Source organism: Micrococcus lylae, from assembly GCF_900163825.1.
Classification (GTDB): Bacteria; Actinomycetota; Actinomycetes; order Actinomycetales; family Micrococcaceae; genus Micrococcus; species Micrococcus lylae.
The window spans coordinates 83,037-99,809 of record NZ_FUKP01000067.1; the positions used below are offsets into that span (position 1 = coordinate 83,037).

Consider the following 16,773-nt stretch of genomic DNA (forward strand, 5'->3'; position numbering starts at 1 on the left):
TGGTCTGTGCCCACCCCTTCTCAGACGGAGGCGGGCCGGGCGGGCGAGGGTGCGGGCCGTCGTCGGGAGGGAAAGAGGTCAGTCGGCCGGCATCGACGCGACGTAGACCGTGGTGTTCTCACCGTCGCCGGAGCGCACCTCGAACGGGGCGGCGGCGGTCTGCGCGGCGGAGAGGAACACGGCCTCCCCGGGGGCGAGCGTGGTGCGCTCGTCCCCGCAGCAGACCTCGGCGGTGCCCTTGGTTCCGACGGCGATGGCCGGGCCGTGCAGGACGGCGGGGGCAGGGGCGTCGGCCCCCTCGGCGGTGAGCTGGGTGAGGGCGAACTCCTCGAACGGCGGGCGGTAGCGCACCGTGCCCTGGCCCACCGGCTCCGGGTTCGTGTAGGGGACCGGCAGCGGGTCGAAGGTGACGATGCGGGTCAGCTCCGCGACGTCCACGTGCTTCGGTGTCAGGCCGCCGCGCAGGACGTTGTCCGACGCGGCCATGATCTCCACGCCCAGGCCGTGCAGGTAGGCGTGCACGTTGCCGGCCGGCAGGTGCACGGCCTGGCCCGGCATGAGGTCCACGCGGTTCAGCAGCAGGGTGACGAGCACGCCCGGGTCGTCCGGGAAGTGCTCGGCGGCCTCGAGGGCGGTGACGATGGCGTCGTCGTGCAGGATCAGGTCCTGCATGCCTGTGAGGGCCTCCACGAGTTCGGCGGTGCCGCCGCGGGACCAGATCGACTCGGGGTCGAGGATCTCGGCGAACGCGCCGGTCACGTCCCCGTCGGCGAGCAGCACGGCCAGGTGACGGGCGGCCAGGGCCACCTCGGTGGCGTTGCCGTCCGAGTACTCCGTCATCACCTGGGCGATGCGCTCGAACGTCAGCTGCGACTCCTCCGGACGGCGGAAGCCGCACAGCGCGGAGAACGGCGTCAGCGCCACGACCATCTCGGGCTTGTGATTGTCGTCCTTGTAGTTGCGCTCCGGGGCGTCGAGGGGTGTGCCGGCCGCCTCCTCGGCCGCGAAGCCCTCCCGGGCCTGCTCGAGGGTCGGATGCGCCTGGATGGACAGCGGGCGGCCTGCCGCCAGCAGCTTCATCAGGTACGGCAGGCGCCCGAAGCGGGCCGCCTCGCCCAGATGGCGCTCCGGGCCCTGGGCGATCAGACGGTCCAGGGTCACCCGCTCGCCTGTACCTGTCTCGACCTCGGACGGGGCCGCCGGGTGGGCGCCCAGCCACATCTCAGCCTCGGGTGCGCCCGAGGGCTCGCGGCCCTGGAGGGCGGCGAGCAGGGTGGTGGAGCCCCAGGCGTAGTCGCGGATGGGGGAGTGCAGTCGAAGCATGGTCCCCAGGGTAGCCGACGCCGCGTCGGGGGTCTCCGTGACCGCCGGGGCGCCGGGGCGCCGGGCCGCCGGGACCGGCGTGACCGCCGGGGCGCCGTCCGGGCGACCCGGAGCGGTCAGCGGCCGGGGGCGCACAGGTGGTTGGTCGAGGAGGCGTGGAGGAGCGCCTTCTCGAGGCCGGCGTCCTCCCACTGCATGAGGGTCTCCTCGGTGATCTCCATCCCCTCGTAGTCAGTGGGGGCGGCGGGCCAGGTGTCCGGGTCGTCCTCGTCCACCTCCGGGGCCACGGAGGGCTCCGGGGCGGTGCCGGTGAGCAGCGGCAGGGCGGCGCCGGCCGGAGACTGCGCCTCGGCGCCGGGCTCCACAGGAGTGCCGTCCTCCTCCATCATCTGCCCCACACGCTCATGGATCTGCTCGAAGTCCGGGAAGGTGGAGAACTTGTCTCCGGCGTCGCCGAAGTCCGGGGCGCCGATGGTGAGGCGCTGCATCTTCTTGCCCCGCGCCTTCTCGCCCAGGTCCACGAAGGTGCCGAGCTGGGACTGCGGCAGGTTCGTCTCCACGATCTGCTCGCCGGCGTCCATGATCTCCTCGAAACGGGCGAGGACGGTGCGGGGGGAGAACTGCTGGAGCATCGCCTGCTGCATGCACTGCTGGCGGCGGATGCGGGAGTAGTCGGTGGAGTATTTTCGGGAGCGGGCGAAGGCCAGGGCGTTCTTGCCGTCCAGCTCGTGCGTGCCCGGTGCCCACCAGGCGTTGCCCCACTGGCCGTCCGGGCGCTCGCCGCGGTGTGTGACCCAGCCGCCGGAGGTCAGGGTGATGCCGCCCATCGCGTCGATCAGCTGGGAGAAGCCGCCCATGTCCACGAGCACGTAGCCGGACATGTCCAGGCCGAGGATCCCGCCGGCGGCGTCCACCATCGCCTCGGCGCCGGGGTCCTCGGCGCCGGGGTAGAGGTCGCTGTGATTGTTCGTGACGTCCACGTAGAGGGCGTTGATGATGCACTCGTCGCCGCAGTCGTAGCCGTTCGGGTAAACGTCCCAGAGCGGCGAGTCCTCGGTGAACTGGGCGTTCTGGAAGTTGCGGGGGATGGAGAACAGCATGGTGGCGCCGGTCCGTGCGTTGATGGAGACCACATGGATCGAGTCCGGGCGCAGCCCGACGCGGCCCTCGCCGGCGTCGCCGCCCATCACCAGGAAGTTGTAGCGGCCGTCCTGGGAGGGGACCTTCGGGCCGTCGCCGAAGATCTTGCCGATCGAGGTGCGGCCGGCGTTCGTCAGGTAGGCGCCGTACGTCAGGCCGCCGGTGGTGACGATCAGTGCGAGGATCGTGGCGGCCACCGTCAGGATCTTCGCACCGGGGGCGAGCTGGCCCACCTTGAGCAGGCGGAACGTGTCCACCCAGAGCACCAGCCAGCCGAGGGCCAAGACCAGCAGCACCACGGCGAGGACGCCGAGCACCACGGGGTTCGCCAGCATGTTCAGCAGCCAGCCGCGGGCCACGAAGGAGATCAGCAGGCAGACCAGCAGGGCCGCCCAGACCGTCATCGTCACGCGCAGTGCCGCACGCCCCAGCCGCCGGTTGCCGGCCACCACCTGGGCGCCGCCCGGGACCAGCAACGTCAGCAGCAGGAGGATCGCGGAGCGCTTCGTGCGCTCCGGGGCGGTGGCCGTGCGGGGGTCGCGGACCGGGTCGCGGTCCGTCCCCAGGGTCTCGGGCCGGTCGGTCAGCTGGGCGTTCACGAGCCGGTCGCCACCTCGTCATGCAGGCGGGCGCCCTTCGCCTGCGCCTGGGCCTTCAGGTCCGCGGCGAATGCCACCAGCCGCTCGCGCAGGGCGGCGGCCTCCTCGCCCTCGCCGGCCCCCAGCATGCGGGCGGCCAGCAGGCCTGCGTTCTTGGCGCCGTCCACGGACACCGTGGCCACCGGGACCCCTGCGGGCATCTGCACGATCGACAGCAGGGAGTCCAGGCCGTCCAGGTTCTTCAGGCGCACCGGCACGCCGATCACCGGCAGCGGTGTGACGGAGGCGAGCATGCCCGGCAGGTGGGCGGCGCCTCCGGCACCGGCGATGATCACACGAATGCCGCGCTCGTGCGCCGTCGCGCCGAACTCGACCATCTCATGGGGCATGCGATGGGCGGAGACCACGCCGACCTCCACCGGGACGCCCAGCTCGCCGAGCACGTCCGCGGCGGCGCGCATCACGGGCCAGTCCGAGTCCGATCCCATCACCACGGCCACCTGGGCCGGGGCGTCCTGCAGGGGACGGGTGTAGCTGTTCTCGGCGGCGGTCATGTCAGGCCTCCTGTGCTGCAACGGTCGAGGGGACGGACGGGGCGCCGCCGTCACGGATCCGGGCGACGGCCGCCTCGGCGGCCTCCACGGCGTGCGGCAGGTCCGCGGCGGTGCGGACGACCACGTTCACGTGGCCGAGCTTGCGGCCCGGGCGGACGCCCTTGCCGTACAGGTGCACCTTGGCCTCCGGGAAGGAGCCCAGCGCGTGGGGCACCTCGGCATACAGGTCCTCGTTGGCGCCGCCGAGCAGGTTCTTCATCACCACGGCCTCGCCGTGGATGGAGACGTCCCCCAGCGGCAGGTCCAGGACCGCGCGCACATGCTGCTCGAACTGGCCGGTGACGGCGCCGTCCATGGACCAGTGGCCGGAGTTGTGCGGGCGCATCGCCAGCTCGTTGACCTGGAAGCCGTCTGCGCCCTCGCCGGTCTGGAACATCTCCACGGCCAGCATGCCGGTCACGCCGAGTCGCTCGGCGATGGCCCTGGCGGCGGAGGCGGCGGCCTCGGCCAGCTCGTCGGAGAGGTCCTGGGCCGGGGCGGTGACCAGGTCGCAGACGCCATTCGTCTGCACCGAGTCCACCACGGGGTAGGACCTGAGCTCGCCGGAGGGCGTACGGGCGACCTGGGCGGAGAGTTCGCGGGTGAAGGGGACGAACTCCTCGGCCAGCAGCGGGGCGATGCCGGCGCCGAGCCAGGTGCCCAGGGTCCCGTCCGCGGCGGAGGAGCGGACGTCCTCGGCGGAGTCGAGCCTGAGCACGCCCTTGCCGTCGTAGCCGCCGCGCGGGGTCTTCAGGATCATCGGCCAGCCGTGCTCGGTGCCGAACGCGAGGATCTCGTCCATGTCCGAGACCGGGGCCCAGGCCGGGTTCGGCAGGCCGAGCTCCTCGATCGCGGCGCGCATGGCCAGCTTGTCCTGCGCGTACTGCAGGGCGTCCGGCCCGGGGCGCACGGCGACGCCCTCCTCCTCGAGGGCGCGCAGGTGCTCGGTGGGGACGTGCTCATGGTCGAACGTGATCACGTCGACCGTCCGGGCGAAGGCGCGCAACGCCTCCAGGTCCGCGTGGTCGCCCACCGTGTGCGGGGCCACCTGGGCGGCGGAGGCGTCGGGGGCCTCGGCCAGGACGCTGAAGCGGACGCCGAGTTCGGCGGCCGGGCCGGCCATCATCCGCGCCAGCTGGCCGCCGCCGATCACACCGAGTCGAGGAGAAGTCGGAGAAGTCACGCCCCCCAGGCTAGCGGCGTCGGCTGGGAATCCGATCACAGCGACGGGGTCGGCTCCGGGTGTCCGGGACAGGCGGCACGGGCGGCACGGACGGAAGGCCGGCGGCCGTCGTCGTGACCTGGGGCGCGGTGCCGCGTGAGCGGCGTCGCGTGTTGTCTGCGGATGTGCTGGGAGTCTGCCCCCATGAAGGGCAGGTCATGCCCGCGCAGGTCCTTCGACGGCTTACACTCGTCCACACGCCCGCGACCGAACGGCCCTGCGCCGGATCGGCCAGAGCCCTGGCGGTGAGCGGGTGCGACGCGGAAGGGGCGTCGCCGGCCGAGGACCGACTCCGCCGACGGACACGCCCCACTGCGGAACACTGCTGTCGACCTGAGGACCCCTCCTTCCATGCTGACGAACCTGTGGCGCCGCTTCACCGGCCTTGTGTCCCTGCTCTGGCGCGAGGTCGCCAAGTTCGGCACGGTCGGCGCCGCCGCCTTCGTTGTGGACTCCGCCGTCTTCCTCTGGATGATGTCCGGCCCCCTGGAGGGCTCCAACGTCAAGGCCAAGATCGTGGCCGGCGTGGTCGCCACCCTGTTCAGCTGGGTGGCCAACCGCTTCTGGACCTTCCGCCACCGCCGCCAGAACAACGTGGTGCGTGAGCTCGTGATGTTCCTGATCATGAACGCGATCGGCCTCGGCATCCAGGCCGGCTGTGTGTTCATCGCGCAGTACGGCATGGGCCTGACGGACAGGACCAGCCTGTTCATCGCCGGCAACGTGGTGGGCCTGTTCTTCGGCACCGTCTTCCGCTACTTCGCCTACCGCTTCTGGGTGTTCCGCGAGGAGCTGGACACCGAGCCCGGCTACGAACGCGACATCGCCGTCATCACCGGCCAGATGCCGTATGTGACCCAGCAGCCTGAGGACGTCCCGGCCGCGACCGCCGAGAACCCGCACGCCGTGGAGCGGGACCCCTCGCGGGCGACCGCGAACCGCCCCCAGCGCCCAGCGGCCTGAGCGGCGGGGCGGCTCAGGCCGAGAAGCCGGCCTCGCGGGCCGCGGCGGCGAGGTCACCGGCGCAGACCACCACGGCTCGGCCCTCGTCCCAGGCCTGCAGGGCGGCGGCCAGGTGACGGGCCTGGAGCGGGCCGCGGGCCAGCACGGCAGCGCCGGGCACGTGCAGGACGTCCTCGGCCTCGGCGGCGGGGTCCGCGAGGGACGCCGCAGCGGGCACCCGGGGTGTGTCCGCGAAGCGGTCCGCCTCGCCGAGCAGAGCCTCGGCCATGTCCACGTCCGCGGCGGACACCTCGTCCGGGTGCGCGCGCACGGGGGAGAGGTCGCGTGGCAGGGCCAGGCGCAGCCCGAGCGCACCGGCCGGCACCGCAGCGGCGGCGTCCTCGGCGACGACGGCGTCCACGTCCTCCGGGGCCTGGCCGTCGGAGCCGGTGAAGGCCGGCTGAACGCCGGCGCAGACGGCGCCGAAGGCGACCGCCAGGGACATCCAGTGCACGGGCAGGTCCAGGCGGAGGCGGGCGCCGTCGTCGAGGTCCTCGGCGGCGCAGAGCGCGGCCGTCTTGGCCGCCCACGTCATCAGCACCGATCCGGAGACCTCGATGCGGGCGTCCACACCGGAGTCCGCGTCGGCCGAGCCCGGAAGATGGATCAGCACCGGCCTGGCGGTGGCCTCCAGCCGACGGGCGAGCGGGGCGTTCGAATCGGGGCGTGACAAGGCGATCATGTGGCCAGTGTGGCATGTCCGGAAGGGTCCGCCACAGGGGTTCGGGGGTGCTGGTCGGGGCCCGGCCTCGGCTTGACGAACGGGGAGTTACACCGGTGTAATTGTGGACATCGAGAGGCGATCCGGCCGGGTGTTCCCGGTGTCGATGCCGGCATGCAGATGCCGTGTGGTGGTCGCCCGCCAACCACACACGTGCAAGCCTCCGGGAGGGTCCTGTCATGGAGAACACGCAACGAGTCGAGGACGTCCGGCGCAGCGTCTCTGCGCCCGCCGCGTCCCCCGACCGGAGCGTCCCCGCTGACTGGTTCATCGACCCGGCGGATCCGCACGCCGGCCGGTGGCAGGAGGCCTCGCTCGAGGACCAGGCCACCGCGTTCCTCACCGCCCACGGGCTGGACGAGGACGGCGAGGACGCGCAGCAGGGGCAGGAGCCGCAGGCCGGCACCGTCACTGCGCTGTTCCCGACTTCCGCCCCGCAGCAGCCGAAGGGTGCCCCGTCCCTGAAGGACGACCCGTGGCAGGTGCTGCCGCTGGCCATGGAGCCGGCTGAGATCGAGGGCGAGCTCGCCTGGCAGGTGGATGCCCTGTGCGCGCAGACCGACCCGGAGGCGTTCTTCCCGGAGAAGGGCGGCTCCACCCGTGACGCCAAGAAGGTCTGCGGTGCGTGCCCGGTGCGCCAGGAGTGCCTGGACTACGCGATGGCCAACGACGAGCGCTTCGGCATCTGGGGCGGCCTGTCCGAGCGCGAGCGCCGCCGGCTGCGGAAGATGCAGCAGGGCTGATCTCTGCCCCTCAGCCCCCGCTCCTCCCCTTTGCGTTTTGGGGATACAACACGGTGTTGAGATCGAAGAACGTGACCGTGTCTGTTCCTCACTCTCGCCGCGCCGGTGCCGGGGGCCGCGCTCGTCATGGGGTCGGTTCCTCCACAGCCGACCGGTCCTCCACAGCCGACCGATCGCCGGGATCCATCCACAGATGAGGCTGCCCCCGAGGCACAGCCGCCTGCCTGCCCGCCACTGTGTGGAGCATGGGCAGTTTTCCACGACCTCTCGACGACGGCCTTCCGACGATCATCACCAGCCGTGACGTGCGGGCGTCCGGGCTCAGCCCCGAACGGCTGCGCGCACAGGACCTCGAACATCTGGACCACGGGATCTACCTGCGCCGGGACGCGACTCTCCGCAGCTGGCAGAGCCTGGGCCTGCCGGAGCCTGGTCACCGGACCCTTCCGGACTTCCTGGCGGCCTTGCTCACCCTTCATCCTTCGGGAGTGCTCTCCCATGAGACTGCGGCACACCTGCACGGGATCCCGATGCCCCATGCTCCGTGGCTCCACCGAGACCCGAGCGGCTACCGGACCAGCGACCTTCCGCCCGTCCACATCACCGTGCCGAAGGGCACGAAGCGGATCCGCCGCAGTGGTGTGGTGGACCACCGTAGGAAGCTGGATGCCCGGCACGTCACCGAGGTCCACGGACTGCGGGTCACCACTCTCGAGCGCACGTGGCTGGACCTCTGCGCCCTCGGCTACCCGTGGTTGCTGGACGACCTCGTGGCGGCCGGAGACTACCTGGTGAAGCATCCCTGGCATCCGGGTGGACGTCTGCCTCCGCTCAGCACCGTGGAGCAGATCAGGCAGGCGGTCGATCAGGTGGGACAGTTCAAGGGGAAGCGTCTTGCCAAGGACGCCCTGGAACTCGTGCGAGTCGGCGCCGATGCTCCACCGGAGACGAAGCTGCGGCTCGCCCTCCTCCGCGCGGGCCTTCCCGAACCCGAACTGCAGTGTCCGATCGACCCGGACGATGAGGACTCCCCGGAGACCGACCTCGGCTACGAGGACTGCAGGCTCGCCATGCAGTACGAGGGCGCCGGACACCGCACGGCCGAGCAGCAGACGCGTGACGTTCGGCGTGACCGGTACGCCGCCGAGAGAGGATGGCGGACGCTCAAGGCCAACGTGGACGACCAGCGCGAGGGCTTCCGATCGTTCATCCGGCAGGTGCGGCGGCATCGGGATTCGTGGGGGAAGACGTGAGGGCTTCGGCCGGACCCGCGAGCGGGAGAGGCCCGGCGTCCCTCAGGCCCGGCATTTCTCAGACCACGTGAAAGTGAGGGGCAGACACGGTCACGTTCTTCGATCTCAACACCGTGTTGTATCCCCAAAGTGGTCCCCCAAAGTGGTCCCCCACAGTGGTCCCCCACAACACAGAGGCCCAGCTCAGAGGCTGCCCCAGCCCGGGTCGAGCTGCTCCGGGTCCCGGCCGATCTCCTCCGCGCACCGGGCCAGTACGGTCGCGTACACCGCCGTGTCCAGCTCGTCCGACTCCACGGCCGAGAGGATGGGCCGTTCATGCAGGGTCACCACCAGCGTGCCGTCGCCGCGCCGTCCCACGCTCGCCCACAGCCGCTCCGGCCCGGGCGGCATCCCCGCCCTCAGCTCCCGCAGCAGCCCGTCCGCGTGGTCCGGGATCCGCTGCACCCGCACCACCATCCCGATCAGCGCCGGCTCGCCGAGCCCGCCGATCTTCTCCACGGCCTTCTCCACCGCCGTCTCCAGCCGGTCCTGCCGGCTCCGCCGCGCCCGCCGTCCCAGCGGCAGCGGGTGGCGCAGCCCGCGACCGTGCCGGTCCCGGGACCTCCACGGCACGCCGCCGGCCGCAGACTCCTCCCCACCGGCTGCAGACTCCTCCCGCGGCTGTGCGGAGAACTCGAGCGGCGCGAACGGCGAATCGGACATGGCCACAGGCTAGGTCATCCGCGCCGCGCCCGATCCCGAGTAGGGTGGTGCGCCGTGGGAGCCATGCGTCGATGCAGCAAGACGGGGTGCCAGCGGAACGCGCTGGCCACCCTGACGTACAACTATGCCGACTCGGCGATGGTCATCGGCCCGCTCTCGCGCCGCGCCGAGCCGCACACCTATGACCTCTGCGGCGAGCACGCCGCAGCCATGACGGCCCCGAAAGGCTGGGAGATCCTGCGTCTGGAGCTGCCCGAGCGCTACGAGCCGGTCCCGGGTCCGGACGACCTGCTCGCGGTCGCCAACGCGTTGCGCCCGCAGCGCACGGCCCGACCGCTCACGCCCACGGCCTCCTCGGCCGTCCCGCCGCGCGGGCAGGACCAGCAGGAGACCCACGACGACGGCCCCGCCCCCTCCGCCACGTCCGTCACCGATGCCGCCCCGTCCCGGTCGGCCGCATCCCGGCCCACGGCGGACGGCGAGCAGGCTCCGCGCCCCTCGCTGGGCGGCCCGGACGGCCCGGCCCGTCCCGGCCGTGGAGGGCTGCGTGTGATCCGCGGCTCAGAGGAGGCCGACTGAGTCCGCGCCCCGCGCGTTCACAGGCGCCTCGGACGTAGGCTGGTCCGTATGACTGAGACCACCGCTGCCACGCCCGACGTCGACCCGCAGTACTCCAACCGCACCACCGTGCCCGGTGCGGACTTCGACTTCGTGGTCCGTGACCTCGCGCTCGCCGAGGCAGGCCGCCACCAGATCCGCCTGGCCGAGCACGAGATGCCGGGCCTGATGGCCCTGCGCGAGGAGTACGGCGAGTCCCAGCCGCTGGCCGGCGCCCGCATTGCCGGCTCCCTGCACATGACCGTGCAGACCGCCGTGCTCATCGAGACCCTGACCGCCCTGGGAGCCGAGGTCCGCTGGGCCTCCTGCAACATCTTCTCCACCCAGGACGAGGCCGCGGCGGCCGTCGTGGTCGGCTCCGGCACCCCCGAGGCCCCCGCCGGCGTGCCGGTGTTCGCCTGGAAGAACGAATCTCTCGAGGACTACTGGTGGACCGCCTCCCAGATCCTGACCTGGCCGGGGGCCGCGGAGGACCCGCAGCTGGGCCCGAACGTGATCCTGGACGACGGCGGCGACGCCACCCTGCTGCTCCACAAGGGCGTGGAGTTCGAGGCCGCCGGTGCCGTGCCGTCCGCCACGGAGGACGACCCGGAGGAGTACCGGATCATCCTCCAGACCCTGCGCCGTCGCCTGGCGGAGGACCCGCAGCACTGGACCCGCACCGCGAAGACGGTCCGCGGCGTGTCCGAGGAGACCACCACCGGTGTGCTGCGCCTGTACCAGTTGGCCCAGGACGGGCGGCTGCTGTTCCCGGCCATCAACGTCAACGACTCGGTCACCAAGTCCAAGTTCGACAACAAGTACGGCATCCGCCACTCCCTGCCGGACGGCATCATGCGTGCCACGGACGTGCTGATCGGCGGAAAGGTGGCCGTGGTCTGCGGCTACGGCGACGTGGGCAAGGGCGCCGCCGAGGCCCTGCGCGGCCAGGGTGCCCGTGTGATCGTCACCGAGATCGACCCGATCTGCGCGCTGCAGGCCGCCATGGACGGCTTCCAGGTGGCCCGCCTCGAGGATGTGGTGTCCGCCGGTGACATCTTCATCACTACCACCGGCGGCAAGGACATCATCATGGCCGAGCACATGACGGCGATGAAGGACAAGGCGATCGTCGGCAACGTGGGCCACTTCGACAACGAGATCGACATGGCCGGCCTCCACCGCCTGCCGAACACGGTCAAGACGGAGATCAAGCCGCAGGTGCACGAGTGGACCTTCGACGCCGGCTCGGACGCTGAGCGTTCGATCATCGTGCTCTCCGAGGGCCGTCTGCTGAACCTGGGCAACGCCACCGGCCACCCGAGCTTCGTGATGTCCGCGTCCTTCACCAACCAGGTGATGGCGCAGATCGAGCTGTTCGGCGGCTCCGCCGGCACCGGCGCCCTGACCGGCGACCACTACGAGAAGCAGGTGTACACCCTGCCGAAGATCCTGGACGAGAAGGTCGCGCGCCTGCACCTGGACGCCCTGGGCGTGGGCCTGACCGAGCTGACCAAGGTCCAGGCCGAGTACCTCGGCGTGGACGTGGCCGGTCCGTACAAGGCCGACCACTACCGCTACTGAGCCCCCCGACCCGCTTCCACTTCCCCAGGAGGGATCCCCATGAGCTCCACCGCATCCGGCGGCCGTCGGCCGTTCGGCAAGAAGGAGGGCGAGCAGACCGCCGAGTCCTCCGAGTTCGAGTCCGGCCTGGACTACGGCGCCTTCATCGAGGACGACGCGGACCAGGACCCGAACCGCACCGTGGCCCTGCCGCGGGAGGACCACGACGACGGCTCGCTCGCCTCCGGCGGCGACCGCACCGACCGCTCGGCATCCGGTGACGAGGAGACCGTGGCCCTGCCGCGGGAGGGCGCCTCCGGCGAGGAGAACGAGACCATGGTGCTGTCCCGTGAGGACCGTGAGGACGGTTCCGGGTGGGCCGACGAGGCGGACCACCAGTCCACGGCGTCCCTGAGTCGCGAGGACATCGACGAGCTGCGCCGTCAGGACACCGCGGGCCGCGCCGCCGGCGAGCGTGACGTGGTGGCCACCCGTCCGGTGGCGGCCTCGGCCCCGGTGCCGCCGGAGGGCGGGTCCGGTTACCCGACCGGGGTCATGGACACCGTGGACGAGCGCCGGGACGGCCGTGACGTCCACGCTGAGCGCGACGTCCGTGCCGAGCGCACGGAGCGTCCGTGGGCGACCTCCACGGACCGTGGCGAGCCGTACTCGCAAGACCAGCTGGCCGAGCGCGGCGCCTACGACCGCGGGGGCGCGCACGCCCCGATGGCCGTCGCCGGCGCCGGGGGAGTGGCCACCCAGGCGTTCTCCCGCACCCAGCGCGACCCGGACGGCCGTCTGCCCGTCACCGGCCCGCGCATCGCGCAGACCCTGCTGGCGATCCTCGCCCCGATCGTGCTGCTGATCGGCGTGGTCCGCCTGGTGGCCTCGCCGGTGTTCCTGTGGCTGGAGTACCACCGCCCGGGCTTCCCGGAGGACCAGTACGGCTTCTCCCTCCAGGACCGTCTGCACTACGGCTCGGCCGGCCTCGACTTCCTGTTCAACGCCGCCGGCGCCCGCTACCTGCACCAGCTGCAGGCGGACGGAGACCCGGTGTTCACCGAGGCGGAGGTCGCGCACATGGTGGACGTGAAGGTGGTCATGCTGGTCACCATGGCCGTGGGCGTCGTCCTGGCGGTCGTCTGCGCCCTGCTGATCGCCTACCTGGTGAAGAACTCCCCGGGCGGCGTGCGCCGTGCCCTGTTCGCCGGGGCGCTGTGGTTCATCGTGGCCGTGCTGGTGCTCGCCGTGCTCGGCGTCCTCGGCTGGGAGGGCCTGTTCGCCGGCTTCCACCAGCTGTTCTTCGCGGACGGGACGTGGACCTTCGCGGCCAACGACGGTCTGATCCGCCTGTACCCGGGCCAGTTCTGGATCGACGCGGCGATCGCCATCGCCCTGGTCTCGCTGCTGGTCGCCGTGGTCACGCTGATCGTCACGGCTCCGACCCGTCGCCGCCGCGAGGCCGCCTGGGACCGCCGCCTGCAGCTGGAGGCGACCCGTGGCCGCTGGTACCGCGAGGACAACGTCGAGGTCGGCTGACCTCTCGACGCCGTCCACCCGGCGCGGGCCGGCAGCCGGCCCCGCACATGATCAGGCCCCGCACCGAGACGATCGGTGCGGGGCCCGCTTGTTTTTTGCATCAGACCTTCTTGCGCGGGCCGTAGAGGGCCTCCACCTCCGCCTCGAAGTCCTCCATCACGGTGCTGCGCTTGAGCTTCATGGACTGGGTCACGTGGCCGGATTCCTCGGACAGCTCGTGGTCCAGGATCACGAACTTGCGGATGGACTCGGCGCGGGAGACACCCTCGTTGATCCGGTCCACAGCCTCCTGGACGGCGGCACGGACCTGGTCGTCCTGGGCGGCCTCGGACATGCTCATCTCGCCGCGGCCGTTGTCCTTGCACCATTCGGCCAGGGCCTCGGGGTCCAGGGTGATGAGGGCACCCACATAGGGGCGGTTCTCACCGACCACCACCACGTGGTTGACCAGGCGATCGCGGCGCAGCCCCTCCTCCATGGGGGTGGGGTAGACGTTCTTGCCGCCGGCGGTGACGATGAGCTCCTTCTTGCGGCCCACGATGGACAGGTAGCCGTCCTCGTCGAGCGTGCCGAGGTCCCCGGTGAGGAAGTAGCCGTCGTCGTCGAAGCACTCGGCGGTGGCCTGATCGTTCTCCCAGTAGCCCTTGAACACGATGGGACCCTTGACGAGCACCTCGGAGTCCTCGGAGATGCGCACGGTGGCGCCGGCCACGGGCAGGCCCACCGTGCCCATGCGCATGGCGGTGGGGATGTTCACGGTGGCCGGTGCGGTGGTCTCGGTGAGGCCGTAGCCCTCCATGATCGGCAGGCCGGCGCCGCGGAAGAAGTGGGCCAGCTCCGGGTCCAGGGCGGAGGCGCCGGACACCGAGTACTCCACAGCCCCACCGAGGGCCGCGCGCAGCTTGGCGAACACGAGGCGGTCGAACACGGCGCGCTTGGCCCTCAGTGCCAGGGACGGCCCGGAGCCCGTGCCGCGTGCGGCGTCCTCCTGGGCCTTCGAATAGGCGATCGCGGTGGCGCGGGCGGCGTCGAAGACCTTCCCCTGCCCGGCGTTCTTGGCCTTGGTGGCCACACCGGCCTCCAGCTTCTCGAACACGCGGGGCACGGCCAGCAGCCAGTTCGGGCGGAAGGAGGCCAGGTCCCGGGTGAGCGTGCCCATGGAGGGGGTGTGGGCGATCTGGATGCGGCCGACGAGGCAGATGACCTGCACGGCGTGGGCCAGCACATGGGCCAACGGCAGGAACATCAGCGTGCGGGAGTTGTGCCCGGACTCCTTCCAGGCCACGACCTCGTGGGCGAACGCCAGCACGTTCAGGCCCCCCGCCGCGAAGTTGCGGTGCGTGATCATGGCGCCCTTGGGCTTGCCGGTGGTCCCGGAGGTGTAGACCAGCGAGGCGACGTCGTCGAGGTCCGCGGCGGAACGGGTGGCCTCCAGGGTCGCGTCGTCCACGTCCGTGCCGCCGGCGGTGAGCTCGTCCAGGCCGGCGCCGGATAGCTGGAAGGTGGACACCTTCAGGCCGCCGTCCAGGGCGGCGCGCTGGGTGGTCTTCTCGTGCGAGGCGGTGCCGCAGGCGACCAGCGTGGTCCCGGAGTCGGAGAGGATGTGCTCGACCTGGTGGGCGGAGGAGGTCTCGTAGATCGGCACGGAGATCGCGCCGGCGAACCAGATCGCCTGGTCCAGGACGGCCCACTCGTAGCTGGTGGGGGCGAAGATCGCCACGCGGTCTCCCGGCTCCACACCCCGGGCGATGAGGCCGCGGGCGACGCTGCGGACCTGGTCCAGGAAGGCGGAGAAGCTCACGTCCAGCCAGCCGCCGGCGCCGTTGCGCACCGCGTACACGGGGGCGTGGGGGGCCTCGGCCTGGGAGGACAGGACGAGGTCCGTGATGTTGCTGTCCTCCGGCAGGTCGGCGGCGAGGGCAGTCGAGGTCTCGGTCAGGCTAGTGGGCTTCTGCACAGGTACAGAGCCTACAGACACCCGGAGTGATCTGCGTAGCAGCAGCGGCCCCGGAGGGGCTCAGATCCAGCTGGCGAACCACATGCGCCAGCGCCAGTGATCGTAGGGGAGGACCTCGCCGGTCCAGAGGGGAAGGAAGAACACGGAGACGGCGAGCACCAGGAGCGTGTACGCGACGATGATCAGGGCGCCGCCCCGCCGTCCGAGCCGGGTGCCGGGACGCAGCAGCACAGACAGCATCAGGACCACCATGAGCACCAGGAACGGCTCGTAGGCCACCGTGTAGAAGAAGAACATGGTGCGCTCCGGCCACAGGAACCAGACCACCTGGCCGGCGAGATACGCCCCCAGCAGGGCGCCGGCGCGCCAGTCCCGCCGCGCGATCCAGAGCCACAGGCTCACCAGCACGGCCACCAGACCGGACCACCAGAGGAGGGGGTTGGCGATGTCCGTGATGGCGGAGGAGCACGTGACGTCCATGCCGATGCAGGGCGCCTCGCCCGGATCGCCGCCTTCGTAGAAGTAGCTGACGGGCCGTCCCATGAAGGGCCACGTCCAGGGGCTGGAGGCGTAGTCGTGGGGACTGGTGAGGCCCTCGTGGAAGTTCGTGGACTCCTGGTGGTAGTGGATGAGCGAGCGCAGCGCGTCCGGCAGCAGGTGCTCCCACCAGGCGCTCGGCGGGTTCTCGGCGCCCCACTGGCGGTAGTAGCCGTCCGAGCTGAGGAACCACCCGGTCCAGGACGCCAGGTAGACGGCCAGGCCGCCGCCCACCACCGCGAGGAATGCACCCAGGCCGTCGTGGGTGACGCCGGCGCGCAGCCAGTGGCGGATGCCGGCGGTGCGGCGGGCCTCCATGTCCCAGAGCACCGTCATCAGCCCGAACACGGCCATGAACGCCAGGCCGGAGAGCTTCACAGCGCAGCCGGCGCCGAGCAGCAGGCCGGCCGCCAGCCGCCACGGACGCGAGCCCAGCAGCGGGCCGGAGGCGAGGAGCCGTCGTCGGCAGGCATGGTCCCCCGCCGCGCCGAGCGAGGAGGCGAGGCGGCGCGCCAGCTGTGCCCGGCCGTCGTCGCGGTCCTTGAGCAGGGCCCAGAAGGCGGCGACCACGAAGAAGGAGAGGAAGATGTCCAGCAGCCCGATGCGGGACAGGATCAGGTGGTGGCCCTCGGTGGCCAGCAGGACGCCGGCCAGCGCGCCCAGGGTGAGCGAACGGAACAGGCGGCGGCCGATCAGCACCGTCAGCAGCACGGAGAGCGTGCCGGCCAGGGCTGCGGCCGAGCGCCAGCCGTAGCCGTTGTCCAGACCGAACACCAGCATGCCGAGGCCGATCAGCCATTTGCCCAGCGGCGGGTGCACCACATAGGCCGGGTCCGGGTCCGGGGTGGCGGTGCCCTCGGCGAAGGCGTCGTTCACGTCGTCCGGCCAGGAGCGCTCATAGCCGTAGTGGAGCAGGGACCAGGCGTCCTTGGGGTAGTAGGTCTCGTCGAAGACCAGCCGGTCCGGGAAGTCCAGGGCCGTGAACCGCATGACGCCCGCCGCCAGCGCGATGAGCAGCGGGACGACCCAGTCCCATCTCGTCATCGCCGCCGTCCGCACGTCGAGGCGGGCGCGCAGCGCTGCCTCGGAGAACGGGTCGCCGGCGCGCGCGCCGGTCAGGGCACGGGAGGGCGGGGCGACGGAGGTTCGGGGCACCCTGCCATGCTACGGGGCCGGGTCGGTGTGGCGGCTAGAGTGCGGCGCAGACAGTGTTGGACGACGACGGCACGCGCCTGTGCCTGCCACGACGCCGTGGGTGCAGGCCGGCCCTGCCGGCGACAGG

At 71.7% G+C, this 16,773-nt stretch carries 14 protein-coding genes; 6 read left to right on the plus strand and 8 right to left on the minus strand.

Going from position 1 to position 16,773, the window contains the following annotated elements; translation table 11 throughout:
* Positions 1–78 precede the first annotated feature (78 nt).
* From manA to FM125_RS10410, 4 genes are all read right to left on the minus strand, one after another.
* Positions 79–1,323: a mannose-6-phosphate isomerase, class I gene (manA, locus tag FM125_RS10395; protein WP_070638893.1), complete on the minus strand. Its 1,245-nt coding sequence runs from the start codon at positions 1,321–1,323 to the stop codon at positions 79–81.
* Between the two features lie 116 nt (positions 1,324–1,439).
* A complete protein-coding gene (locus FM125_RS10400; RefSeq protein ID WP_245829978.1) occupies positions 1,440–3,062 on the minus strand; it encodes an LCP family protein in 1,623 nt (540 codons plus the stop codon).
* Positions 3,059–3,616: a 5-(carboxyamino)imidazole ribonucleotide mutase gene (purE, locus tag FM125_RS10405; RefSeq protein WP_087134546.1), complete on the minus strand. Its 558-nt coding sequence runs from the start codon at positions 3,614–3,616 to the stop codon at positions 3,059–3,061. The genes FM125_RS10400 and purE overlap by 4 nt, the downstream gene beginning before the upstream one ends.
* 1 nt (position 3,617) lies before the next feature.
* Complete coding sequence (locus FM125_RS10410) at positions 3,618–4,838, minus strand: 5-(carboxyamino)imidazole ribonucleotide synthase (protein ID WP_087134547.1); 1,221 nt, start codon at positions 4,836–4,838, stop codon at positions 3,618–3,620.
* Positions 4,839–5,228: 390 nt separating this feature from the next.
* Between FM125_RS10410 and FM125_RS10415 the strand changes: the two genes are divergently transcribed.
* A complete protein-coding gene (locus tag FM125_RS10415) occupies positions 5,229–5,840 on the plus strand; it encodes a GtrA family protein (RefSeq protein ID WP_082739470.1) in 612 nt (203 codons plus the stop codon).
* Between the two features lie 13 nt (positions 5,841–5,853).
* Here FM125_RS10415 and FM125_RS10420 read toward each other — a convergent pair whose 3' ends face one another.
* Complete coding sequence (locus tag FM125_RS10420) at positions 5,854–6,561, minus strand: hypothetical protein (RefSeq protein WP_087134548.1); 708 nt, start codon at positions 6,559–6,561, stop codon at positions 5,854–5,856.
* 218 nt (positions 6,562–6,779) lie between these two features.
* Here FM125_RS10420 and FM125_RS12340 point away from each other — a divergent pair, with 218 nt between their 5' ends.
* Entirely contained in the window at positions 6,780–7,343 is a 564-nt protein-coding gene (locus FM125_RS12340; protein ID WP_082739471.1) for a WhiB family transcriptional regulator, read from the plus strand.
* A gap of 245 nt (positions 7,344–7,588) precedes the next feature.
* The gene (locus FM125_RS10430) at positions 7,589–8,596 is read left to right on the plus strand and encodes a hypothetical protein (RefSeq protein ID WP_087134549.1); all 1,008 of its coding nucleotides are present in this window, start codon (positions 7,589–7,591) and stop codon (positions 8,594–8,596) included.
* A 183-nt stretch (positions 8,597–8,779) separates the two neighbouring features.
* Here FM125_RS10430 and FM125_RS10435 read toward each other — a convergent pair whose 3' ends face one another.
* Positions 8,780–9,298 carry a hypothetical protein gene (locus FM125_RS10435; protein ID WP_143745339.1) on the minus strand — a complete coding sequence of 173 codons (519 nt, stop codon included), beginning with the start codon at positions 9,296–9,298 and terminating at the stop codon, positions 8,780–8,782.
* A gap of 63 nt (positions 9,299–9,361) precedes the next feature.
* Here FM125_RS10435 and FM125_RS12345 point away from each other — a divergent pair, with 63 nt between their 5' ends.
* Genes FM125_RS12345 through FM125_RS10450 form a run of 3 tightly spaced genes read left to right on the plus strand, consistent with a single transcriptional unit; the run spans position 9,362 to position 12,997 of the window.
* Positions 9,362–9,877, plus strand: a complete 516-nt coding sequence (locus tag FM125_RS12345) for a DUF3499 domain-containing protein (RefSeq protein WP_257994798.1) — start codon at positions 9,362–9,364, stop codon at positions 9,875–9,877.
* A 48-nt stretch (positions 9,878–9,925) separates the two neighbouring features.
* Complete coding sequence (gene ahcY, locus FM125_RS10445; RefSeq protein WP_245829982.1) at positions 9,926–11,479, plus strand: adenosylhomocysteinase; 1,554 nt, start codon at positions 9,926–9,928, stop codon at positions 11,477–11,479.
* Between the two features lie 39 nt (positions 11,480–11,518).
* Positions 11,519–12,997 carry a TIGR01906 family membrane protein gene (locus FM125_RS10450; RefSeq protein ID WP_087134551.1) on the plus strand — a complete coding sequence of 493 codons (1,479 nt, stop codon included), beginning with the start codon at positions 11,519–11,521 and terminating at the stop codon, positions 12,995–12,997.
* Positions 12,998–13,097: 100 nt separating this feature from the next.
* Here the strand turns inward: FM125_RS10450 and FM125_RS10455 are convergent, their stop codons facing one another.
* Both FM125_RS10455 and FM125_RS10460 read right to left on the minus strand, forming a co-directional pair.
* Positions 13,098–14,954 (minus strand): AMP-dependent synthetase/ligase, encoded by a 1,857-nt coding sequence (locus tag FM125_RS10455; RefSeq protein ID WP_087134552.1) that lies wholly within the window; start codon positions 14,952–14,954, stop codon positions 13,098–13,100.
* Between the two features lie 60 nt (positions 14,955–15,014).
* Positions 15,015–16,646 (minus strand): dolichyl-phosphate-mannose--protein mannosyltransferase, encoded by a 1,632-nt coding sequence (locus tag FM125_RS10460; RefSeq protein ID WP_087134553.1) that lies wholly within the window; start codon positions 16,644–16,646, stop codon positions 15,015–15,017.
* Between the last annotated feature and the right edge of the window lie 127 nt (positions 16,647–16,773).